This window comes from Cupriavidus taiwanensis (assembly GCF_900250075.1).
Taxonomy (GTDB): domain Bacteria; phylum Pseudomonadota; class Gammaproteobacteria; order Burkholderiales; family Burkholderiaceae; genus Cupriavidus; species Cupriavidus taiwanensis_C.
In genome coordinates, this window is the sequence record NZ_LT977070.1 from 1,263,526 (window position 1) to 1,282,994 (window position 19,469).

At 67.7% G+C, this 19,469-nt stretch carries 22 protein-coding genes and 3 tRNA genes; 15 read left to right on the forward strand and 10 right to left on the reverse strand.

What is annotated here, in order from left to right:
* Nucleotides 1-21 precede the first annotated feature (21 nt).
* Genes CBM2588_RS05840 through CBM2588_RS05855 form a run of 4 tightly spaced genes read left to right on the forward strand, consistent with a single transcriptional unit; the run spans nt 22 to nt 3,207 of the window.
* Nucleotides 22-957 carry a glycine betaine ABC transporter substrate-binding protein gene (locus CBM2588_RS05840; protein WP_115681415.1) on the forward strand — a complete coding sequence of 312 codons (936 nt, stop codon included), beginning with the start codon at nt 22-24 and terminating at the stop codon, nt 955-957.
* Between the two features lie 10 nt (nt 958-967).
* Nucleotides 968-1,618, forward strand: a complete 651-nt coding sequence (locus tag CBM2588_RS05845) for an ABC transporter permease (RefSeq protein ID WP_012352190.1) — start codon at nt 968-970, stop codon at nt 1,616-1,618.
* Nucleotides 1,615-2,781 carry an osmoprotectant ABC transporter ATP-binding protein OsmV gene (locus tag CBM2588_RS05850; protein WP_115679762.1) on the forward strand — a complete coding sequence of 389 codons (1,167 nt, stop codon included), beginning with the start codon at nt 1,615-1,617 and terminating at the stop codon, nt 2,779-2,781. The genes CBM2588_RS05845 and CBM2588_RS05850 overlap by 4 nt, the downstream gene beginning before the upstream one ends.
* Nucleotides 2,782-2,832: 51 nt before the next feature.
* Nucleotides 2,833-3,207, forward strand: coding sequence for a hypothetical protein (locus tag CBM2588_RS05855; RefSeq protein ID WP_115679763.1), 375 nt, complete (start codon nt 2,833-2,835; stop codon nt 3,205-3,207).
* Nucleotides 3,208-3,250: 43 nt separating this feature from the next.
* Here CBM2588_RS05855 and CBM2588_RS05860 read toward each other — a convergent pair.
* Nucleotides 3,251-3,340 (reverse strand) — tRNA-Ser (locus CBM2588_RS05860).
* Between the two features lie 287 nt (nt 3,341-3,627).
* On the opposite strand from CBM2588_RS05860, the gene CBM2588_RS05865 reads away from it, so the two are divergent.
* Nucleotides 3,628-4,137: a glycine zipper 2TM domain-containing protein gene (locus tag CBM2588_RS05865; protein WP_115679764.1), complete on the forward strand. Its 510-nt coding sequence runs from the start codon at nt 3,628-3,630 to the stop codon at nt 4,135-4,137.
* A gap of 81 nt (nt 4,138-4,218) precedes the next feature.
* Here CBM2588_RS05865 and hemW read toward each other — a convergent pair whose 3' ends face one another.
* The 5 genes from hemW to CBM2588_RS05890 form a co-directional block, all read right to left on the reverse strand.
* On the reverse strand, nt 4,219-5,451 hold the full coding sequence (gene hemW, locus CBM2588_RS05870) for a radical SAM family heme chaperone HemW (RefSeq protein ID WP_115679765.1): 1,233 nt from the start codon (nt 5,449-5,451) through the stop codon (nt 4,219-4,221).
* Nucleotides 5,448-6,065, reverse strand: a complete 618-nt coding sequence (gene rdgB / locus CBM2588_RS05875; RefSeq protein WP_115679766.1) for an RdgB/HAM1 family non-canonical purine NTP pyrophosphatase — start codon at nt 6,063-6,065, stop codon at nt 5,448-5,450. The genes hemW and rdgB overlap by 4 nt, the downstream gene beginning before the upstream one ends.
* A 15-nt stretch (nt 6,066-6,080) precedes the next feature.
* A complete protein-coding gene (rph, locus tag CBM2588_RS05880) occupies nt 6,081-6,800 on the reverse strand; it encodes a ribonuclease PH (RefSeq protein WP_115679767.1) in 720 nt (239 codons plus the stop codon).
* A 103-nt stretch (nt 6,801-6,903) separates the two neighbouring features.
* Nucleotides 6,904-7,818 (reverse strand): PP2C family protein-serine/threonine phosphatase, encoded by a 915-nt coding sequence (locus CBM2588_RS05885; RefSeq protein ID WP_115679768.1) that lies wholly within the window; start codon nt 7,816-7,818, stop codon nt 6,904-6,906.
* A gap of 73 nt (nt 7,819-7,891) precedes the next feature.
* Nucleotides 7,892-8,944, reverse strand: coding sequence for a serine/threonine protein kinase (locus CBM2588_RS05890; protein WP_115679769.1), 1,053 nt, complete (start codon nt 8,942-8,944; stop codon nt 7,892-7,894).
* 213 nt (nt 8,945-9,157) lie between these two features.
* On the opposite strand from CBM2588_RS05890, the gene CBM2588_RS05895 reads away from it, so the two are divergent.
* The 4 genes from CBM2588_RS05895 (at nt 9,158) to CBM2588_RS05910 (ending at nt 13,715) form a co-directional block, all read left to right on the forward strand.
* The gene (locus CBM2588_RS05895) at nt 9,158-10,093 is read left to right on the forward strand and encodes a YicC/YloC family endoribonuclease (RefSeq protein WP_062797481.1); all 936 of its coding nucleotides are present in this window, start codon (nt 9,158-9,160) and stop codon (nt 10,091-10,093) included.
* A 96-nt stretch (nt 10,094-10,189) separates the two neighbouring features.
* Nucleotides 10,190-10,786 (forward strand): guanylate kinase, encoded by a 597-nt coding sequence (gene gmk / locus CBM2588_RS05900; RefSeq protein ID WP_373429534.1) that lies wholly within the window; start codon nt 10,190-10,192, stop codon nt 10,784-10,786.
* A gap of 105 nt (nt 10,787-10,891) precedes the next feature.
* The gene (gene rpoZ / locus CBM2588_RS05905) at nt 10,892-11,095 is read left to right on the forward strand and encodes a DNA-directed RNA polymerase subunit omega (protein WP_006578656.1); all 204 of its coding nucleotides are present in this window, start codon (nt 10,892-10,894) and stop codon (nt 11,093-11,095) included.
* Nucleotides 11,096-11,300: 205 nt separating this feature from the next.
* Complete coding sequence (locus CBM2588_RS05910) at nt 11,301-13,715, forward strand: RelA/SpoT family protein (protein WP_115681416.1); 2,415 nt, start codon at nt 11,301-11,303, stop codon at nt 13,713-13,715.
* A 15-nt stretch (nt 13,716-13,730) separates the two neighbouring features.
* On the opposite strand, the gene greB is transcribed toward CBM2588_RS05910, so the two are convergent.
* On the reverse strand, nt 13,731-14,294 hold the full coding sequence (gene greB, locus CBM2588_RS05915) for a transcription elongation factor GreB (protein WP_115679771.1): 564 nt from the start codon (nt 14,292-14,294) through the stop codon (nt 13,731-13,733).
* 160 nt (nt 14,295-14,454) lie between these two features.
* Between greB and CBM2588_RS05920 the strand changes: the two genes are divergently transcribed.
* The 3 genes from CBM2588_RS05920 to CBM2588_RS05930 all read left to right on the forward strand — a co-directional run bounded on the left by CBM2588_RS05920 (nt 14,455) and on the right by CBM2588_RS05930 (nt 15,167).
* Nucleotides 14,455-14,531, forward strand: a tRNA-Arg gene (locus CBM2588_RS05920).
* Nucleotides 14,532-14,689: 158 nt separating this feature from the next.
* Nucleotides 14,690-14,950 carry a hypothetical protein gene (locus CBM2588_RS05925; protein WP_115679772.1) on the forward strand — a complete coding sequence of 87 codons (261 nt, stop codon included), beginning with the start codon at nt 14,690-14,692 and terminating at the stop codon, nt 14,948-14,950.
* A gap of 141 nt (nt 14,951-15,091) precedes the next feature.
* Nucleotides 15,092-15,167 (forward strand) — tRNA-Met (locus tag CBM2588_RS05930).
* A gap of 138 nt (nt 15,168-15,305) precedes the next feature.
* On the opposite strand, the gene CBM2588_RS05935 is transcribed toward CBM2588_RS05930, so the two are convergent.
* The gene (locus CBM2588_RS05935) at nt 15,306-15,587 is read right to left on the reverse strand and encodes a hypothetical protein (RefSeq protein WP_115679773.1); all 282 of its coding nucleotides are present in this window, start codon (nt 15,585-15,587) and stop codon (nt 15,306-15,308) included.
* Between the two features lie 148 nt (nt 15,588-15,735).
* On the opposite strand from CBM2588_RS05935, the gene CBM2588_RS05940 reads away from it, so the two are divergent.
* On the forward strand, nt 15,736-16,419 hold the full coding sequence (locus CBM2588_RS05940; protein ID WP_115681417.1) for a Fe2+-dependent dioxygenase: 684 nt from the start codon (nt 15,736-15,738) through the stop codon (nt 16,417-16,419).
* Between the two features lie 60 nt (nt 16,420-16,479).
* Here the strand turns inward: CBM2588_RS05940 and CBM2588_RS05945 are convergent, their stop codons facing one another.
* Together CBM2588_RS05945 and CBM2588_RS05950 are read right to left on the reverse strand one after the other, a co-directional pair.
* The gene (locus CBM2588_RS05945; RefSeq protein ID WP_018006974.1) at nt 16,480-16,788 is read right to left on the reverse strand and encodes a hypothetical protein; all 309 of its coding nucleotides are present in this window, start codon (nt 16,786-16,788) and stop codon (nt 16,480-16,482) included.
* Between the two features lie 154 nt (nt 16,789-16,942).
* A complete protein-coding gene (locus CBM2588_RS05950; RefSeq protein ID WP_115679774.1) occupies nt 16,943-18,391 on the reverse strand; it encodes a PLP-dependent aminotransferase family protein in 1,449 nt (482 codons plus the stop codon).
* 152 nt (nt 18,392-18,543) lie between these two features.
* On the opposite strand from CBM2588_RS05950, the gene CBM2588_RS05955 reads away from it, so the two are divergent.
* Both CBM2588_RS05955 and CBM2588_RS05960 read left to right on the forward strand, forming a co-directional pair.
* Nucleotides 18,544-18,987, forward strand: coding sequence for a carboxymuconolactone decarboxylase family protein (locus tag CBM2588_RS05955; RefSeq protein ID WP_115679775.1), 444 nt, complete (start codon nt 18,544-18,546; stop codon nt 18,985-18,987).
* Between the two features lie 113 nt (nt 18,988-19,100).
* On the forward strand, nt 19,101-19,412 hold the full coding sequence (locus tag CBM2588_RS05960; RefSeq protein ID WP_111519011.1) for a hypothetical protein: 312 nt from the start codon (nt 19,101-19,103) through the stop codon (nt 19,410-19,412).
* Nucleotides 19,413-19,469 lie beyond the last annotated feature (57 nt).

Below are 19,469 nucleotides of genomic sequence, written 5' to 3' on the forward strand. Positions count from 1 at the left end.
GAGACCGAAATGGAAAAGCAGATGCAATACCTCCGCCGCCGCGCCCGCCGGGCGGTGCTGCTGGTGGCGGCGGTCACCGCCTTCGCCGCCGGCCTGGCGCTGGCCACCGCGCCCGAGGCCCGGGCCGCGGGCGCCGCCATCCGCGTGGGCGGCAAGAACTTCACCGAACAGCTGCTGCTGTCGTCGATGACCACCAGGTACCTGCGCGCCAAGGGCTTCGACGCCGAGTTGACCGCCGGCCTGGGCAGCACGCTGATGCGCCAGGCCATCGAGAACGACCAGCTCGACGTGGTGTGGGACTACACCGGCACCGCGCTGATCGTGTTCAACAAGGTCGAAGAAAAGCTCGATGCCCGCGAAAGCTATGCGCGCGTCAAGCAGATGGACGGCGCGCGCGGCCTGGTGTGGCTCGATGCCTCGGGCATCAACAATACCTACGCGCTGGCCATGCCGAAGGAGCGCGCGGCCGCCAGCGGCGCGACTACGCTGTCGGCCTTTGCCGAGCAGATGCGCAAGGCCGGCGCCGACGCCAGCCACCCGTTCGCGGTCGACATGGAATTCGCCGCGCGACCGGACGGGCTGGAGCCGCTCAAGGCGCTGTACCAGCTGCCGTTCTCGCGCCGCGACGTAATCCAGCTCGATCCGGGCCTGGTCTACACCGCGCTGAAGAACAACCAGGTGGAACTGGGGCTGGTGTACGCCACCGACGGCCGCGTCAAGGGCTTCGACCTGGTGCTGCTCGAGGATGACCAGCACTTCTTCCCGCCGTACAACGCGGTGCCGGTGGTGCGCAAGCCCGTGCTGGACAAGCATCCGGAACTGGCGGGCCTGCTCAATGCCCTCGCGGCGAAGCTCGACAACCAGAGCATGACCGAGATGAACTACAAGGTGGACATCGGCCAGCAGCCGGTGGACAAGGTGGCGGAGGACTTCCTGCGCGGCCACGGACTGATCTGAGGAAGGCCGCATGGACTTGTTCGCATACCTGCAACACAGCTGGCCCACGCTGCTGAAACTGACCGGCGAGCACCTCGCGCTGGTGGGCTCGGCGGTGGGGCTGGCGATCCTGATCGGGGTGCCGCTGGGCATCCTGATCACGCGCTTCCGCGCGCTGGCCACGCCGCTGCTGGCGCTGGCGACGATCGTGCTGACGCTGCCGTCGATCGCGCTGTTCGGGCTGATGATCCCCATCTTCGCGCGCTTCGGCCATGCGCTCGGCTACGTGCCCGCGGTGACGGCGGTGTTCCTGTACTCGCTGCTGCCGATCATGCGCAACACCTACACCGCGCTGGCCAACGTCGACCCCGGCATCCAGGAAGCGGGCCGCGGCATCGGCATGACCACCTGGCAACGGATGCGGCTGGTGGACCTGCCCCTGGCGGTGCCGGTGATCCTCGGCGGGGTGCGCACCGCCGTGGTGATGAATATCGGGGTTGCCACCATTGCCGCCATCATCGGCGCGGGTGGCCTTGGGGTGCTGATCCTGCAGGCGATCAGCCAGAGCAACATGAGCAAGCTGGCGGTGGGCGCGGTCCTGGTCAGCCTGCTCGCCATCGTGGCGGATGCCTTCCTGCAGTGGTTGCAGCGGGCGCTGACGCCGAAGGGGATCCGTCTATGATCGAACTCGACCAACTCACCAAGTCCTTCCCGCAGAAAGACGGCACCGAGATGCGCGCCGTCGACGCCGTGTCGCTGACGGTGCCGCGCGGCGAGATCTGCGTCTTCCTGGGCCCGTCGGGCTGCGGCAAGACCACCACGCTGAAGATGATCAACCGGCTGATCGAGCCGACCTCGGGCACGGTGCGCATCGAAGGCGAGGATACGCGCGGCCTCGACGGCGTGACGCTGCGCCGCAAGATCGGCTACGTGATCCAGCAGATCGGCCTGTTTCCCAACATGACCATCGAAGAGAACATCATGGTGGTGCCGCGCCTGCTGGGCTGGGACAAGAAGCAGTGCCGCGAACGCGCGCGCGAGCTGATGGCGATGGTGCAGCTCGATCCGAACCGGTTGCTGTCGCGCTATCCGCGCGAGCTGTCCGGCGGCCAGCAGCAGCGCATCGGCGTGATCCGCGCGCTGGCGGCCGACGCGCCGCTGCTGCTGATGGACGAGCCCTTCGGCGCGGTCGACCCGATCAACCGCGAGAGCATCCAGAACGAATTCCTGCAGATGCAGCGCCAGCTCGGCAAGACCGTGATCATGGTCTCGCACGATATCGACGAGGCGATCAAGCTGGCCGACAAGGTCGCGGTGTTCCGCCGTGGCAAGCTGGTGCAGTTCGACCACCCCGACGCGCTGCTGGCGCACCCGGCCGACGAGTTCGTGCAGGCCTTCGTCGGCCACGACAACACGCTCAAGCGCCTGCTGCTGGTGCGCGCCGGCGACGCCGCCACCATGCCGCCGAGCTGCCGCCCGGACATGCCGCTGGCCGAGGCACTGGGCGTGATGGACGATGCCGACGTGCGCCACCTGCCGGTGGTGGACGACGCGCAGCGCGCGCTGGGCTATGTCACGCGCCGCGACGCGCGCGCGGGCAAGGGCCTGTGCAGCGAGGTGATGCGCCCGTTCGCGGTGACCGCGGCGTTCGACGAGCACCTGCGCATCGTGCTGTCGCGCATGTACCAGCACAACACCAGCTGGCTGCCGGTGATGGGCGCGGACGGCGCCTACCTGGGCGAGGTCACGCAGGAATCGATCGCAGGCTACCTGAGTTCCGGCCGTTCGCGCGGCCAGGCCGGCGCGCCGGCGACCCCGGCCGCGCCGCTGCGCGCAGCCGCCTGATCGCGTCACCACGCCACGGCGCGAGCGCGGCCGGCGCGCTATGCTAGAAGCATGCTCCGCTGCTGCCGCTCACCCCTGTGCCTGGTCATCGAAACCCGCTGGCTGATCCCGCGCGGGTTTGACGGCTTCACGCCCGGCCCGCTGATCCTGCTGCGCCCCGGCGCCAGCCAGGCGCTGATCGAACATGAGAAGGTCCACGTGCGCCAGTTCTGGCGCAGCTGGGGCCTGATGGGCGTGCTCTACCTGGCCAGCCGGCGCTGGCGCCTGCGCTATGAGGTCGAGGCCTACCGCGAGCAGCTGCGCCACAGCCCTCCGGGCGCGGCGCGCGGGCTGGCGCGTGTGCTGGCCACCAAGTACCGGCTCCGGATATCGGAGGCCGAGGCCTACCGGCTGCTGAAGCAAGGCCTGCACGACGAGGCCGAATGAAAACGGCCCGCACCAGTCGCCGGTGCGGGCCGTTTTCGTTGTCTGGCGGAAGCGGTGAGATTCGAACTCACGGATGGGTCACCCCATCGGCAGTTTTCAAGACTGCTGCCTTAAACCACTCGGCCACGCTTCCGGAAAGTGCGGGCATTGTAGCGCGAAAGGGGCGGGGCCTCCGGCGCAGTGCCGCATGCAGACGCAACGGTCTGGCCGCGCATTATACAAGCCCCACGCTCCCCGATGGGGACTTGCCTCGCGGCATGGGCGCAGCCGCAAATTTCCGGCCACATCTTGCGCTGTGCTGTCGGGCTCTGTCTGACATGGCGGAACCTTCATATCGCGCCATCGCTCATATGGTCGTACCGGGCACTGCGGTGTGTGCCGCATCCCCGGCTTTTGCCTGGCAACAGAGGAGAACTCAAAATGCGAATCCCAAGCAAGACATGGCTGATCGTTCCGGTGGCCGCGGCGGCTGCGCTGGCCGGTTGTGCGGCGCCGTACAACAGCGGCTACGACCAGGGCTACAACACCGGCTACAACGCGCCGCCCCCGGGTTACCAGAACCCCCACACCTCGCAGGCACCGGCCGGCGCGGTCTACTACGGCCGCGTGGAATCGATCGAGCCGGTCACCACCACGCAGGGCAGCTCGGGCCTGCTGGGCACCGTGATCGGCGGCGCGGCAGGCGGCCTGCTGGGCCACCAGATCGGTGGCGGGCGCGGCCAGACCGCGGCGACCATCGGCGGTGCCGTGGTCGGCGCCGTGGCCGGCAATCAGATCGAGAAGCGCGCGGGCAGCAATACGCAAACGGTCTATCGCGTCAACGTGCGGCTCGATGACGGCCGCCTCGCCACGGTGACGCAGTCCAACCTGGGCAGCCTGCAAGTGGGCATGCGCGCGCGCGTGGCCAACGACACGGCCACGCCGTACTGACCTGCCAGCCTGACGTTTGCCAGAAGCCACAGGCCACGCGCTAGCGTGGCCTTTTTTTATCGTTGCCGGCGTGCGGGCCGCTCAGTCCTTCAGGAACATCTCCTGCAGGTCGTTGAGGAAGCGCCGGCCCAGTTCGGTGGGGCGGATCGTGGTCAGGTCGGCTTCCAGCAAGCCTTTTTTCTCGGCCTCGGCCAGCTGCTTGCTGATGGTGTGCAGCGGCAGCCCGGTGTAGTCGTGGAAGCTCGAGGCCGGCACGCCGTCGGTCAGGCGCAGCGCGTTGAGCATGAACTCGAACGGCAGCTCGTCGGCGCCGACGTCGCGCGCTTCCTGCACCGCGTTGCCAGCCATGGCCTGCGCCATGTAGGTGGCCGGGTGCTTGTGCCGCATCTGGCGCAGCACGCGCTGCGGGAACGACAGCTTGCCGTGCGCGCCGGCGCCGATGCCGAGATAGTCGCCGAAGCGCCAGTAGTTGAGGTTATGGCGCGCCTCGCAGTGCGGCTTTGCATAGGCCGAAGTCTCGTAGTGCCGATAGCCCGCCGCGGCCGTGCGCGCTTCGATCCAGTCCTGCATCTCGTACGCCGTGTCGTCGTCGGGCAATGCCGGCGGATACTTCGCGAACAGCGTGTTCGGCTCCAGCGTCAGGTGGTACAGCGACAGGTGCGTGGTGCCGCAGGCCAGCGCGGCTTCGACGTCCGCCTGGCACTCCTGCAGGGTCTGGCCGGGCAGGGCGTACATCAGGTCCAGGTTGATATTGTCGAAGCTGGCCTGGGCGATGTCGATGGCGCGGCGCGCTTCGGTGCCGCCGTGGATGCGGCCCAGTGCCTGCAGGTGCCGGTCGTTGAAGCTCTGGATGCCGATCGACAGCCGGTTGATGCCGCTGGCGCGGTAGCTGGCGAACTTGTCGGCTTCGAAGGTGCCGGGATTGGCCTCCATCGTGATCTCGGCATCGGCGTCGAGCGGCAGCAGCGCGCGGATATCCGACAGCAGCCGGTCCATGCCCGCCGCCGACAGCAGGCTCGGGGTGCCGCCGCCGATGAAGACGGTATGCACCGGGCGTCCCCATACCAGCGGCAGCGACTGCTCCAGGTCCGCGCGCAGCGCGTCGAGGTAGAGGTCTTCCGGAATCTCGTGGTTGTCGGCGCCGGGTGCGGCATGCGAGTTGAAATCGCAATACGGGCACTTGCGCACGCACCACGGGATATGCACGTACAGCGACAGCGGCGGCGATCCGGGCAGGCTGATCTGCCCGGGCTTGAGCCACAGTTGCTTGCTGTCGACAGGCACGGACGCGGAGGCCGGTACGATCGGAATCATCGCGTGCCAGTCTCCGCGGCCTCGGCCTGCAGCCGGGCCACCAGTGCGCGCAGCGCCTGGGCGCGGTGGCTGACGCGGTTCTTCTCTTCCGGCGGCAGCTCGGCTGCGGTCTTGCCCAGCGCCGGCAGCAGGAAGTGCGGGTCGTAGCCGAAGCCGCCCGCGCCGCGCGGCGCGTCGACAACTTCGCCATGCCACACGCCTTCGGCGATGATCGGGCACGGGTCTTCGGCGTGGCGCACGAACACCAGCACGCAGTAGTAATACGCGTGCCGGTTCAGCTTGCCCGCCAGTTGCGAGACCAGGTAGGCGTTGTTGGCCGAGTCCGACTTGGCCTGTCCGGCCATTTGCGCATAGCGCGCGGAATAGACCCCGGGCGCGCCGTCCAGCGCCTGCACGCAGATGCCGGAGTCGTCGGCCAGCGCGGGCAGCCCGGCCAGCCGGCTGGCGTGGCGGGCCTTGGCCAGCGCGTTCTCGACAAAGGTGGCGAAGGGTTCTTCGGCCTCGGGGATGCCGAGCTCGCCCTGCGTCACCACGTCAAAGCCGAGCGGGGCCAGCAGCGCGCCGAATTCGCGCAGCTTGCCGGGATTGTTGGAGGCCAGTACCAGGCGTCGCATCGCGGGCTCCGGGGCTCAGGCCAGGCCCAGCGCTTCGCGCTGGTACTGCACCAGCCGGGCGATGCCGGCTTCGGCCAGGCGCGTCATGGCGTCGAGCTCGGCGCGGCTGAAGGGCGCGCCTTCGGCGGTGCCCTGCACTTCGACAAAGCCGCCGCTGCCGGTCATGACCACGTTCATGTCGGTGTCGCAGTTGCTGTCCTCGGCGTAGTCCAGGTCCAGCACCGGCACGCCGTCGACCATGCCGACCGAGACTGCCGCGACATGGTCGCGGATCGGGCTGGCGGCGATCAGGCCGTCGCGCAGCATGGTCGAGACCGCGTCGTGGGCGGCGACGAAAGCGCCGGTGATGGCCGCGGTGCGGGTGCCGCCGTCGGCCTGCAGCACGTCGCAGTCGAGGTGGAGGGTGTATTCGCCCAGCGCCGCCAGGTCGAACACCGAGCGCATGGCGCGGCCGATCAGGCGCTGGATTTCCTGGGTGCGGCCGGTCTGCTTGCCGCGCGCGGCCTCGCGGTCGGAACGCGTATGCGTGGCGCGCGGCAGCATGCCGTATTCGGCCGTGACCCAGCCTTCGCCGCTGCCCTTCTTGTGCGGCGGCACCTTGGCCAGCACGCTGGCGGTGCACAGCACCTTGGTATCGCCAAAGGCGCACAGGACGGAGCCTTCGGCGTGGCGGGTGTAGTGGCGGGTAAGGCTGATGGAACGCAGCGCATCGGCTGCGCGGCCGCTGGGTCGCATGAGATGGTTTGTCCGCAAGGGGTAGAGGAGGAGAGACCGCGATTCTACCGCTGCCGGACCTTGCGCGCTGCCCGCCGCCGCGGGCCGGACCCCCGCGGGGCCATCACCGCATCAGGTTGCTGGTCTTGTCGATGGCGGCGCGGATCTCGGCGATCGAGCGCTCGATCTCTTCCTCGGACAGCAGGTCGCTGTCGGTGCCGTTGCGCTCCAGGATCGACGTGGTGAAGGCATTGAGTGGCAGCGTGTCGGTCATCACCGCGTCCTGGCTGGCAGTGTTGTTGTCCAGCTCCCACATCATGGCGATGCCGGTGGTGTTGTCGGCACCTTCGCCGGCCTGCTGCAGCGCCTGGTCGATCAACGCCGGCACCGCCTGCACCACCGACAGCCGCGACAGCTTGTCCACCAGTACCGGCTCGTCCAGCGGGCCCCACAGGCCGTCGGAGCAGAGCAGGGCGACGTCGCCCGGTTCCAGCCGCACCGGCCCGCCCAGGTCGATCAGCGGCAGGTTGGGCGAGCCCAGGCAGTTGTAGAGCTTGTTGCGCTCGGGGTGGTTGGCCACCTCCATCGGCAGCACGCGCTCCTGCTGCAGCAGGTTCTCGATCTTGGAGTGGTCGCGCGTGCGCGTCAGCAGCCGGCCCTTGCGCAGCAGGTAATAGCGCGAATCGCCGGCATGGGCCCAGTGGATCTGGCCGTGCTGCACCAGGCAGCAGACCACCGTGGTGCGGGGCACGTCGGCCATCTGGTTGGCCTCGGCATAGCGGTGGATCTCGCGGTGCGCCAGCATGATGGTGTCCTGCAGGAACTCGGCCGGGTTGCGCACCGCGGGCCGCGCCTGCAGCTGGAACTGGCGCGCCAGCGTCTGCAGCGCCTGCTGCGCGGCGACTTCGCCGTGGGCGTGGCCGCCCAGGCCGTCGGCCAGCACCATCAGCAGCGCATCGCGGGTGAAGCAATAGCCCATGCGGTCCTGGTTGACGCGGCGGCCGCCTTTCCTGCTTTCCTGGTAGACAGAGAATCGCATGTTGGCTGGTTGGCTTTCTTGGGGTTCGATGGCCCGGCCGCGCGCACGGGGGCGTCGCAGCCGGGTTTGTGATTCAGTCGACGCTCGCGCCGGGTGCCTGCTCGTCACGCCGGCGCAGCAGCGTCAGAAAGCGCGAGGTCGCGGGCGCTTTTTCCGGCGGCATGGGGGCGGGTGCCGGCGCCTGGGTCGCAGGCGCCAGCGCCTGCTCGCCCAGCGCGTTGGTCTGCTCGCGCAATTCCTTCTGCAGCCGGAATACGCTCTGCGGGCGGCCCGATGGCTCCAGCCGCAGGCACCACTCGACCAGGTCGACCAGGCCGTTGGTATAGCTGCTGCGCAGCCGCATCAGCGCCTCGCCCATGCGGTCATCCTTCTCGCGCTGGTTGGCTTCCTGCGGCGGCAGTCCGGCCATGCAGGCGTAGAGCGTCGCGCCAAGGCTGTAGATGTCGGTCCACGGGCCCAGGTCAGTGTGCTTGCCGTACAGTTCCGGCGCGGCGAAGCCGGGCGTGTACATCGGCTGGAAGCGCGCGGCCTCCATGGTCAGGGTCTGCCGCGCGGCGCCGAAATCCAGCAGGATGGGGGACTCGTCCTCGCGCAGGTAGATGTTGCCGGGCTTGATGTCCAGGTGCAGCAGCTTGTGGATATGCACTTCGCGCAGGCCGCTCATCAGGTCGTGGAAGACCTTGCGGATGAAATGCTCGCGCAGCACCTTGGCGCGCCCCTGCTGCCGGGCCGCCAGCACATGTTCCTGCAGCGTCTTGCCCAGCTCGTAGTTCATCACCATGTAGACGGTGGCGTTCTCGCGGAAGAAGTTCACCACGCGCACCACGCTGGGATGGGAAATGCGGGCCAGCGAGCGGCCCTCTTCGAAGAAGTACTTCAGGCCCAGCCGGAACGCCGCGGCGTTTTCCTCGGGCACCACGGGGATCAGTTCGCCCGGGTTGCGCCGCGCCAGCGACGACGGCAGGTACTCCTTGATGGCGACCGGCGCGCCGGTTTCGTCGGTGGCCAGGTAGACGAAACTGAACCCCCCGCTGGCCAACTTCTTTACAATACGATAGTTGGACAGCAGCGTGCCGACGGGCAGCGGTGCACTCTTCGGTTGGGGCGTGCCCTTTGGCTCTGTCATGGGAATAGGACCGGAGTTGCCCCCGCGAATTTGCCTCAGGATTGTCCGGGCTAATCGGTCACTTGTAAAGAACACAAATACGGGCGTTATTGCCCGCCTTTCAACGTTTTGAGGGCGCCCCCCGCAGGCTGCGCCGCGCGCCGGCCGGGCGGGCGTCCGCCGGCAGGCCGCGGCCGCTTCGCGACGGTGCGGCGCCAATCACGAGAACAACCAATGATCCACAGCATGACAGGCTACGGCCTGGCGACGCGCCAGGCGCCATTGACCAACGCGCAGGGCGAGCCCAGCGGGCGCACCGCGTCTGTTTCGGTGGAATTCCGCACTGTCAATTCGCGTTTCCTCGACCTGTTGTTCCGGGCCCCCGAGGAGTGCCGCGCGTTCGAGCCGGCCTTGCGCGAGATGCTGATGGCCGAGCTGTCGCGCGGGAAGCTGGAATGCCGCATCAACCTGCAGCGCACCGATGCCGGCGGCGCCACGCTGGCGCTCAACGACGGGCTGCTGGCGCAGATCCGCGCGCTCGAAACCACCGTGGCCGCCACCTTCAGCAGCGCCGGCACCCTGCGCATGGGTGAGATCCTGCGCTGGCCCGGCGTGCTGGTCGAGCCGGAGCTGTCGCAGGAGTCGCTGCGCGAGGCCGTGCTCGGCGCCGCGCGCGAGGCGCTCGACCAGCTGCTGGAAGCGCGCCGCCGCGAGGGCGACGCGCTCAAGGCCACGCTGACCGAGCGCATCGACGCCATGCTGGCGATCGTCGAGCGCCTGACCCCGACCATCCCGCAACTGATCGCGCACCACCAGGAAAAGCTGACCGAGCGCCTGCAGGAAGCCTTCAACCTGGCCGCGCCCAACGGCATGCCGGCGATGAGCCGCGACGAGATCGCCGAGCGCATCCGCCAGGAAGCCACCGTCTACGGCATCCGCATCGACATCGCCGAAGAGCTGTCGCGGCTGCAGGCGCACCTGAACGAAACCCGCCATATCCTGAAGAAGGGCGGCCAGGTGGGCAAGCGCCTCGACTTCATGATGCAGGAGCTCAACCGCGAGGCCAACACGCTGGGCTCCAAGGCCGCCGCCAAGGAACTGGCCGATGCCTCGATGGAGCTCAAGCTGCTGATCGAGCAGATGCGCGAGCAGGTCCAGAATCTAGAGTAAGACAGTCACCGAAACATCATGAGCCCAACTTCTCCATCGGCCTCCGCTCCGACCTCGCACACCGCCATCGACACCGTCTACCCCGGCAACCTCTTCATGGTGGTGGCGCCCTCGGGCGCGGGCAAGTCGACGCTGGTCAACGCGCTGCTGGCGCAGGACCCGGCCATCCGCCTGTCGATCTCGCACACCACGCGCGCACCGCGCCCGGGCGAGGAGGACGGCCGCGAGTACCACTTCGTTACCGTGGATGCCTTCCGCAGCGCGCGCGATCGCGGCGATTTCCTGGAATGGGCCGAGGTGCACGGCAACTACTACGCGACCTCGCGCGTGTGGATCGAGCAGCAAATGGCGCAAGGCAACGACGTGCTGCTGGAGATCGACTGGCAGGGCGCGCAGCAGGTGCACCAGCGCTTTTCCAACGCGGTGGAGATCTTCATCCTGCCGCCGTCGCTGACCGCGCTGGAAGAGCGCCTGAAAAAGCGCGGCCAGGACGAGCCCAACGTGATCGTGCGCCGCCTGCTGGCCGCGGGCAGCGAAATGGCCCACGCCTCGGAGTCGGACTACGTCATCATCAACGAGGTCTTCGACGACGCGCTGGAGCAGTTGCGCAACGTCATCAGCGCCACGCGGCTGCGCTTTTCCTCGCAGAAGGCGCGGCATGCGGAGCTGTTCATCGAGCTTGGCATCCACTGAAACGATGCCTGCCGATGACAGCCGCGCGGGGCGCCGCCGGCGTTTCCCGCCGCGTGCTGTAAAATAGCAACCCAACGTAAGGTTTTGTCCCAAGGTGGATTTGATATGGCGCGTATTACCGTCGAAGATTGTCTGAAACACATTCCGAATCGTTTCGAGCTCGCGCTGGCGGCCACGTACCGTGCGCGCCAGCTGGTGCAGGGCCACACGCCCAAGGTCGAAGCGAAGGACAAGCCGACCGTGGTGGCACTGCGCGAGATCGCGTCGGGCCAGGTCGGCATCGAGATGCTGAAAAAGGTCCCGACCTGATCGACCAGGCGGCCCATGGCTCATCCCTGCATCGTGCCAGCACTGTTCCAGGCTCCCCAGCCGGATTCCCCGGGCCGCCGCCATGCCATCGCCGCATCCGCCCTCCAAGCCTCCATCCCAGCCGTCGCCGACCGCGGTCGTGCCGGCGCCTGGCGATGCGGCCCCGCCCGCGGCGCGTAAGCGCACCATTCCGGGCCAGTCTTCCGTGAACGCGCGCACCGGCGCTCCCAATCTTCCCGATCCGCTCGGCGACGATGTCGTCGGCGAGCGCGCCGTCGCGCCCGCGCTGGCGCCCGGCAAGACCCGGGGCGCCCCCGTGCAGGACGAACTGGTCGCGGCGCAGCAAGTGGCGCCGCCGGCAGCCGACAGCCTGTTTATCGATGCAGTGCTGGCGCAGTCATACCGGCACTTCTTCGGCCCGACCTCGCAGCCGGCGGTGCCGCCGCGCCAGCAGGTCATCTCCATCACCCGGCTGATGGAAAAGCTCGCGTACCTGAAGGCGCCGGACCTGGCGCGGGTACGCGAGGCCTTCCAGTTTTCCGACGAGGCCCACCTGGGCCAGTACCGCCAGAGCGGCGAGCCCTACATCACCCATCCGGTGGCGGTGGCCGAGCTGTGCGCGGACTGGAAGCTGGACGTGCAGTCCATCATGGCGGCGCTGCTGCACGACGTGATGGAAGACCAGGGCATCACCAAGAGCGAGCTGGCCGAGAAATTCGGTCCCAAGGTCGCCGAACTGGTCGATGGCCTGACCAAGCTGGACAAGCTCGAATTCCAGAGCCGCGAGCAGGCGCAGGCGGAAAGCTTCCGCAAGATGCTGCTGGCGATGGCGCGCGACGTGCGCGTGATCCTGGTGAAGCTGGCCGACCGTACGCACAACATGCGCACGCTCGACTTCGTGCCGCCGGAGAAACGCCGCCGCATCGCGCTCGAGACCATGGAGATCTATGCGCCGATCGCGCACCGTCTCGGTCTCAACACGATCTACCGCGAGCTGCAGGAACTGTCGTTCAAGGTCGGCTCGCCATTCCGCTACGCCACGCTCGAAAAAGCCGTCAAGGCTGCGCGCGGCAACCGGCGCGAGGTGGTCAAGCGCATCCTCGAGGCCGCGCAGAAGGCGCTGGCCGATGCCGGCATCGTGGCTGAACTGTCCGGGCGCGAGAAGACGCTGTACAGCATCTACCGCAAGATGCACGACAAGCAGCTGTCGTTCTCGCAGGTGCTGGACGTGTACGGTTTCCGCGTGGTGGTGGAAACGCAGATGCACTGCTACATGGCGATGGGGGCGCTGCACGGCCTGTACAAGCCGATGCCCGGCAAGTTCAAGGACTACATCGCGATCCCCAAGATCAACGGCTACCAGTCGCTGCACACCACGCTGGTGGGTCCGTTCGGCACGCCGGTGGAGTTCCAGATCCGCACGCGCGACATGCACCAGATCGCCGAGGCCGGCGTGGCCGCGCACTGGATGTACAAGCACCAGGCCGACCACGCCAACGATATCCAGCAGCAGGCGCACCAGTGGCTGCAGTCGCTGCTCGATATCCAGAGCCAGACCGGCGATTCGCAGGAATTCCTCGAGCACGTCAAGATCGACCTGTTCCCCGACGCGGTCTACGTGTTCACGCCCAAGGGCCATATCCGCGCGCTGCCGCGCGGTGCCACCGCGCTGGACTTTGCCTACGCGGTGCACAGCGACCTGGGCAACCAGTGCGTCGCGGTCAAGATCAACAACGAGATGCTGCCGTTGCGCACCGAGCTCAAGAGCGGCGATATCGTCGAGGTGGTGACGGCGCCGTATTCCAAACCCAACCCCGCATGGCTGTCGTTCGTGCGCACCGGCAAGGCGCGCGCGGCGATCCGCCACTACCTCAAGACCACCAAGCTGGACGAGGCGATCCAGCTGGGCGAGCGCCTGCTGGAGCAGTCGGCGCGCCAGCTCGGCATCGAGCTGAAGGCGGTGCCGCAGTCGGTGTGGGACCGCATGATCCAGTGGACCGGCAACAAGCAGCGCGAAGACATCTTCGCCGACCTGGCGCTGGGCCGGCGCGTGCCGGCGGTGGTGGCCAAGCGCATGGAGATCCTGCTGCAGGAGCTGTCCGGCGATGTCGACAGCGCGCTGCTGGCGGCGGTGCAGACCTTTGCCGGCGAGGAAGCGCCCGCGGTGCCGATCACCGGCGACGAAGGCATGTCGATGATCTTCTCGGCATGCTGCCGCCCCATCCCCGGCGATTCAATCGTCGGCTACCTGGGCAAGGGCGAGGGGCTGCAGATCCACGTGCAGGACTGCAAGATCGCCAAGCGCCTGCACAGCAAGGATCCGGAGCACTGGATCGATGTGATGTGGGCCAAGAAGACCACGCGCGCCTTCGACGTGTCGATCAAGGTGATGGTGCGCAACGTCAAGGGCATCGTCGCGCGCGTGGCGGCGGACCTGACCGCGGCCGATGCCAACGTTGCCCACGTGGCGATGGAGCAGCAGGACGCCGGCCAGCAGGAAGCCACCTACATGCAGTTCATCATCCAGGTGCAGAACCGCCTGCACCTGGCCAACGTGATGCGCGGGCTGCGCCGCAACCCCGACGTCATCCGCATCTTCCGCGACCGCAACGACAATTGAAGCGCCGGCGCCGGCTTACTGCTTGCGCGCCGGGTAGCGGACTTCCAGGATATCGATCTGCTCGACGCCGGCCGGCGTGCGCAACGCCACGGTGTCGCCTTCGCGCGCCTTGAGCAGCGCCTTGGCAATCGGCGAGATCCAGCTGACGTGGTTGTGGTCGAGATCGACCTCGTCCATGCCGACGATGGTGATGGTGGTCTCTTCGCCCGACGCATGCGCGTAGGTAACGGTGGCGCCAAAGAAGATCTGGTCGTTGTCGCCCTGCAGGGACGGGTCGACCACTTCGGCCTTGTCGAGGCGGCGCGTCAGGAAACGGATGCGGCGGTCGATCTCGCGCAGGCGCTTCTTGCCATAGAGATAGTCGCCGTTCTCGGAGCGGTCGCCGTTGGACGCGGCCCACGAGACGATCTGTACCACGTCGGGCCGCTCCACATCGATCAGCTGCATCAGCTCGTTGCGCAGGCGCGCATAGCCTTCAGCGGTGATGTAGTTCTTGGTGCCGGGAGGCAGCGGTGCTGCGCCTTCGGGGAGATCGTCGTCCTCGTCGCCGGAGGACTCTTTGACAAATGCCTTGTTCATGGTCCGGATCACTTCTCTTCAGTCTGCCATTATAGGAAAAGCCCGCTGCCGGGCCGCCCCGGTGGCGGGGCGGCGTCGACCCACTCCAATAAAGATCGCAAAAAAGTTGGAGGGGGGGCTTCACAAAAACGAAAACTGGGTTATAATCTTTTTCTCGCGTGCGGCTGTAGCTCAGTTGGATAGAGTACTTGGCTACGAACCAAGGGGTCGTGGGTTCGAATCCTGCCAGCCGCGCCACCTATGCAGAAAGAAGAGGGCTTCCGGAAACGGAAGCCCTTTTTCTTTGCCGCTCGGTTTGCCTGTGCCGTCTTGCCGCGCGCCCGCGTTATGCCTTGCGGTCGCGCGTGTCGCCTCCTAGTCTCGAAGAACCATTCACGGATCCGGGAGTCGCTCGCATGGACAACGCTGACTGGCGCGTCGAGGCATATCGCGGCATGGACGTCTACGTCCTGGTGTCTCCGCAGGGGCCGGGCAGCATCGGCCGTTGGGGTTACGAGGTGCGCGTGTCGCAGGAAGGTGCCGATCCGGCCGATGCCGGTGATACCGAACTGCTGGCCAGCGGGCCGCAGCAGTTCGCCACGCGCCATGCGGCCGAGGTGGCTGCGTTCGGCGCCGGCTATGCGCTGGTCGACCGCCTGCTGGGACCTGCCGAGTAAGCGCGGCAAGCCGTTGCGCGCGCAGCGGTTTATGTCACGTTGTGATGTATCGACTTGCCCGCGGGGCAAACGATTTGGTGTGCCGACGCAAATAGTGCTTGCCATGCGCCGTCGGATCACCCATAATCCATCTCCTTCAGACGCGGGGTGGAGCAGTTGGCAGCTCGTCGGGCTCATAACCCGAAGGTCGCAGGTTCAAGTCCTGCCCCCGCAACCAACACCCTGGCATTCGCCATCCGCGGCAACCGCCGCAATCTTTCCAGCGTTGTTTCTCAGGCCGACCGGCCAAATCCCCAAGTGTTTCGACATCGGTGCCAATGCGTCCTGTGCGCGCACGGACTCGCACGCATCAATGTCATGCCGGCACGCGTTCCGCCGCAAGCCTGAAGGTATCGCGCACCAGCGGCTGGTCTTCGCGATCGGCTGCCTCGGCGCGATCGCGCAAGCGCGCGGCGAGCACCGTCAGCGTTCCCTGTGCCTGCGGTCCGCCGGCGGCCTGGCACTTGGTCACGGCTTCGCGCATCACCGCATCGAGTTCGACGCTGACGTCGGCACCATCGAAGGCGCTGACCGAAAGGGCCGAGATGCGTTCCAGGTAGAGATTGACCAGCGCTTCGTCGTGTAGCGGTTCGGACATGTCTGCTCCTTGTCGATGACGGCATACCCAACCATTGTAGTGAAGGCGCCGCCTGCCCGGGATCAAACAATAATGATTCTTGTTCTGGCGCTGCGCGGGCTTCCCATACAATGGGCGCCTGCCGATTTATCCAGAAGTAGAAGCCATCATGATGCTGCAGATTCCCGACGTACTGTCCAAGGCCCAGGTCGCGCAGGTGCGCGAGATCATCGACTCGGGGCCCTGGGCCGACGGCAACGAAACCTCGGGCTACCAGTCGGCGCTGGCCAAGCGCAACCTGCAGCTGCCCGAGGGTTCGCCGGCGGCGCGGCAGGTCGGCGACCTGATCCAGGACGCACTGGGCAACCATGCACTGTTCTTCTCGGCGGCGCTGCCGCTGAAGGTCTACCCGCCGCTGTTCAACCGCTACGAGGGCGGGCAGACCTTTGGCAACCATGTCGACAACGCGATCCGCTACCTGCGCGGCACCAGCTTCCGCATCCGCAGCGACCTGTCGGCGACGCTGTTCCTGACCGAACCTGAAGACTACGACGGCGGCGAGCTGGTGGTCGAGGACACCTACGGGCAGCAGCGCGTGAAACTGCCGGCCGGGCACATGGTGCTGTACCCGGCCACCAGCATCCACCACGTGACGCCGGTCACGCGCGGGGCGCGGGTGTCGTCGTTCTTCTGGATCCAGAGCATGGTTCGCGACGACGGCCAGCGCGCGATGCTGTTCGAGCTGGACGGGCGCATCCGCCAGGTGGCGCGGGAACTCGGCCAGGCGCACGAATCGGTGATCGGCCTGACCGGCGTCTATCACAATCTGCTGCGGCGCTGGGCCGACGCCTGAGCGCTGCCGGCGCGCCCTGGCGGGCGCGCGGCGCTGGATCGGCGGGGATGGACAGGGCGACTAGTCGTCGCGCCGTCGCTGGTTCTGCAGCAGTTCGATGGGAGAGGGCTGGATGCGCCGCCGCGCCGGACGCAGCGCCCGGTTAGGCCACAGCACATAGTTGGTGTGCGGGTCCAGCGGCTTGCCGAAGTACGAGACCCAGACCTGTACGCCCTGCTCGGTTTCGGCAACGATGGCCGCGACGGCGCGCGCCGCGGCGGATGGGGACTTGAGCAGCTCGGCCAGGGCTTCGACGCCCTGCACGACATGGTGCTTCACCCCTGCAAACCATGCGTACTGACGCATGGCGGACAACAAACGCTTGGTCATGAACGCGACTCGGGTTGGTTGGAAGTGCGGATGAGACTTTCGTACATCCGTTTTGTTCACAGCAATTTCGCCCGGCAAGTATGACTGAGGCGCCATGTCGCAGGTATGTCACCCGCTTGCCGTGTGTGGCTGGCGTCTCCCGGTGCCGGCCGCATCACGCGGGGCGCGACGGGGCGGGAGCCAAGGCAGAGAGTACCATCGCGAGCCGGTCCAGGGCAGGGTCGATATCCAGCAGGTCGATCGCGCCGAAGCCCAGCAGCAGCCCGGCGCAACTGGGTGGCGGACTGGCATAGCAGGGGTCCAGCGTCGCCACTTCCAGGTCCGCGAGCCGCGCCATCGACACCAGCGCCTCGGTGGCCACCGGCACCCGCAGCCGCGCCGCCAGGTGGAAGCCGGCCACCGCCGGCAGCGGCTCCAGCCACGGCGACAGGTCACCCTGCAGCCGCGCCAGCAGGCGCGCGCGGCGCTGGGCATGGCGCGCATGCGAACGCCGGATATGGCGCAGCAGGTGGCCTTCAGACAGGAAGCGCGCCAGCGCCTGCTGCAGCAGCGTCGGCGTGTACCAGTCCATCAGGTGCTTGACCTTGCGCGCCGCCGGCATCAGCCAGGGCGGCAGCACCAGGTAGCCGCCGCGCAGGTTGGCTGCCAGGGTCTTGGAGAACGTGCCGAGGTAGGCCACGCGGCCATGCCGGTCGAGCGTCTGCAGCGCATCCAGTGCCTGGCCGCCGTAGCGGAATTCGCTGTCGTAGTCGTCTTCCAGGATGACCGCATGGCGGCGCGCGGCCCAGTCGAGCAGGGCCTGGCGCCGCGCCAGGCTCATCGGCACACCCAGCGGCGACTGGTGCGACGGCGTGACATAGACCAGGGTGGCGTCGCTGGGCAGCGCCGCCACCACCAGGCCTTCGTTGTCGACCGGTACCGGCACGACCCGCGCGCCCAGGCCCTGGAACAAGGCGCGTGCCATCGGATAGCCGGGATCTTCCATCGCCACCACCGCGCCCGGACCGAGCAGCAGGCGCGCCAGCAGGTCGATGCCTTGCTGCGCGCCGCTGGTGACGAGGATGTCGGTCGGTGCGCTCTGCACGCCGCGGGTAAAGGCGATATGGCGCGCAATGGCCTGGCGCAGCGGCATCTCGCCGGCGGCGTCGGGCGGACCGGGTGCGCGCGTGCGTTCGGCCGCCAGCGCCGCGCGCACGCAGCGCGACCAGGCCTCATGCGGAAAGCGGGTGGTATCGGCCTGCCCGGGCTGGAAGGCATAGCGGGCGCCGCCTGTCGTGGCCAGGAACGGCGTGGGCACGGCCAGCCAGCGCTGCACCGCCGGCGGCAGCACCGGCGCCGCGGCGATGCGCACCGCCGGGCGCGCCAGCCCTTGCGCCACATAGGTGCCGTCGCCGACCCGCGCGTGCAGCCAGCCTTCGGCCACCAGCCGCTCATAGGCCGTGGTCACGGTCTTGCGCGCCACCCCCAGTTGCGTGCCGAGCAGGCGCGAGGGCGGCATGCGCGCACCGGCTTCGAGGCGGCCGCCCTGGATCGCGTCGCGGATGTGGTGGACGATCTGCGCGGTCAGGTCGCCGGCATGGTCGAGGGCCAGATGCAGTTCCATGGTAGGTGGCGTCGATCTCGATTGGTCTACTGATTCTGCCGGAAATTGGCAGTGTACGGGGCCAATGTGGGGATCTATCTTTCATTCCGTCGGGCGCCATCCCAGCGCCCGCTGCAATCGAACCTGAATCCAACTGTCTACGGAGATCGATCATGGAAGAACGGATGAACTGGCAGGACGTGGCCCCCGACGCCTACAAGGCAATGATCGGCGTCGAGGTCTACCTGGCGCGCTGCTCGCTGGAAACCACGCTGAAGGAACTGGTCAAGATCCGCGCCTCGCAGATCAACGGCTGCGCCTTCTGCCTGGACATGCACGTGACCGACGCGCGCAAGCACGGCGAAAGCGAGCGCCGCCTGAACCTGCTGCCGGCCTGGCGCGAAGTCAGCTGGTTCACCCCGCGCGAGCGCGCCGCGCTGGCGTGGACCGAGGCGCTGACCCTGCTGCCGCAAAGCCAGGCGCCGGATGCGGACTACCAGGCGCTGCGCGAGCAATTCTCGGAAAAAGAGATGGCCGACCTGACGCTGCTGATCTCGGCGATCAACGCGTGGAACCGCTTTGGCGTCGGCTTCCGCCGCCAGCCGCCGGCGCTCTGACGCCCGCACTCCTGGCTGCCTGAGCAGCGCGCGCCGGCTTGTCGATTGACAAGCCGGCGCGCGCTGCTTTAGCTTTGTTTCGAGTGTGACGTCCCCTCGCCAGGAGTCTGCCCATGACCGAAGACACCCTGCTGCAACTGATGACGGAAGTCGAGAAGGAAGACCCGATCGACTACGCCGACCTGCCGTTCGACGACGCCGCGCTGCGCCGGCTGGCCTGCCGCCTGATCGCCGAGCGCTCCAGCGAGCTGGAAGCGTCCGGCCTGCCGGTGGAGGCGCTGCTGGCCACGATGTGGGCCTCGACCGCCAAGCTGGTGCTGGAGAACCTGGTGCTCAACGCGCGCCTGCTGACGCTGCAGGGCCAGCCCGACGACGCGCGCGCGCTGATCGAGCGCATCGCCCGCCAGTCGCGCGGCGACGCCTGATTCGCCGCTGGCCGGCACGTGCGCCGGCCCCAACATGTGCCGCAGCCGGCGCAAGCT

Excerpts from the sequence above, each read along its gene's own strand:
- CBM2588_RS05840 (WP_115681415.1), top strand. The coding sequence starts at position 22 with ATGCAATACCTCCGCCGCCGCGCCCGCCGGGCGGTGCTGCTGGTGGCG.
- CBM2588_RS05845 (WP_012352190.1), top strand. The coding sequence starts at position 968 with ATGGACTTGTTCGCATACCTGCAACACAGCTGGCCCACGCTGCTGAAA.
- CBM2588_RS05850 (WP_115679762.1), top strand. The coding sequence starts at position 1,615 with ATGATCGAACTCGACCAACTCACCAAGTCCTTCCCGCAGAAAGACGGC.
- CBM2588_RS05855 (WP_115679763.1), top strand. The coding sequence starts at position 2,833 with ATGCTCCGCTGCTGCCGCTCACCCCTGTGCCTGGTCATCGAAACCCGC.
- CBM2588_RS05865 (WP_115679764.1), top strand. The coding sequence starts at position 3,628 with ATGCGAATCCCAAGCAAGACATGGCTGATCGTTCCGGTGGCCGCGGCG.
- hemW (WP_115679765.1), bottom strand. The coding sequence starts at position 5,451 with ATGATTCCGATCGTACCGGCCTCCGCGTCCGTGCCTGTCGACAGCAAG.
- rdgB (WP_115679766.1), bottom strand. The coding sequence starts at position 6,065 with ATGCGACGCCTGGTACTGGCCTCCAACAATCCCGGCAAGCTGCGCGAA.
- rph (WP_115679767.1), bottom strand. The coding sequence starts at position 6,800 with ATGCGACCCAGCGGCCGCGCAGCCGATGCGCTGCGTTCCATCAGCCTT.
- CBM2588_RS05885 (WP_115679768.1), bottom strand. The coding sequence starts at position 7,818 with ATGCGATTCTCTGTCTACCAGGAAAGCAGGAAAGGCGGCCGCCGCGTC.
- CBM2588_RS05890 (WP_115679769.1), bottom strand. The coding sequence starts at position 8,944 with ATGACAGAGCCAAAGGGCACGCCCCAACCGAAGAGTGCACCGCTGCCC.
- CBM2588_RS05895 (WP_062797481.1), top strand. The coding sequence starts at position 9,158 with ATGATCCACAGCATGACAGGCTACGGCCTGGCGACGCGCCAGGCGCCA.
- gmk (WP_373429534.1), top strand. The coding sequence starts at position 10,190 with ATGGTGGTGGCGCCCTCGGGCGCGGGCAAGTCGACGCTGGTCAACGCG.
- rpoZ (WP_006578656.1), top strand. The coding sequence starts at position 10,892 with ATGGCGCGTATTACCGTCGAAGATTGTCTGAAACACATTCCGAATCGT.
- greB (WP_115679771.1), bottom strand. The coding sequence starts at position 14,294 with ATGAACAAGGCATTTGTCAAAGAGTCCTCCGGCGACGAGGACGACGAT.
- CBM2588_RS05925 (WP_115679772.1), top strand. The coding sequence starts at position 14,690 with ATGGACAACGCTGACTGGCGCGTCGAGGCATATCGCGGCATGGACGTC.
- CBM2588_RS05935 (WP_115679773.1), bottom strand. The coding sequence starts at position 15,587 with ATGTCCGAACCGCTACACGACGAAGCGCTGGTCAATCTCTACCTGGAA.
- CBM2588_RS05940 (WP_115681417.1), top strand. The coding sequence starts at position 15,736 with ATGATGCTGCAGATTCCCGACGTACTGTCCAAGGCCCAGGTCGCGCAG.
- CBM2588_RS05945 (WP_018006974.1), bottom strand. The coding sequence starts at position 16,788 with ATGACCAAGCGTTTGTTGTCCGCCATGCGTCAGTACGCATGGTTTGCA.
- CBM2588_RS05950 (WP_115679774.1), bottom strand. The coding sequence starts at position 18,391 with ATGGAACTGCATCTGGCCCTCGACCATGCCGGCGACCTGACCGCGCAG.
- CBM2588_RS05955 (WP_115679775.1), top strand. The coding sequence starts at position 18,544 with ATGGAAGAACGGATGAACTGGCAGGACGTGGCCCCCGACGCCTACAAG.
- CBM2588_RS05960 (WP_111519011.1), top strand. The coding sequence starts at position 19,101 with ATGACCGAAGACACCCTGCTGCAACTGATGACGGAAGTCGAGAAGGAA.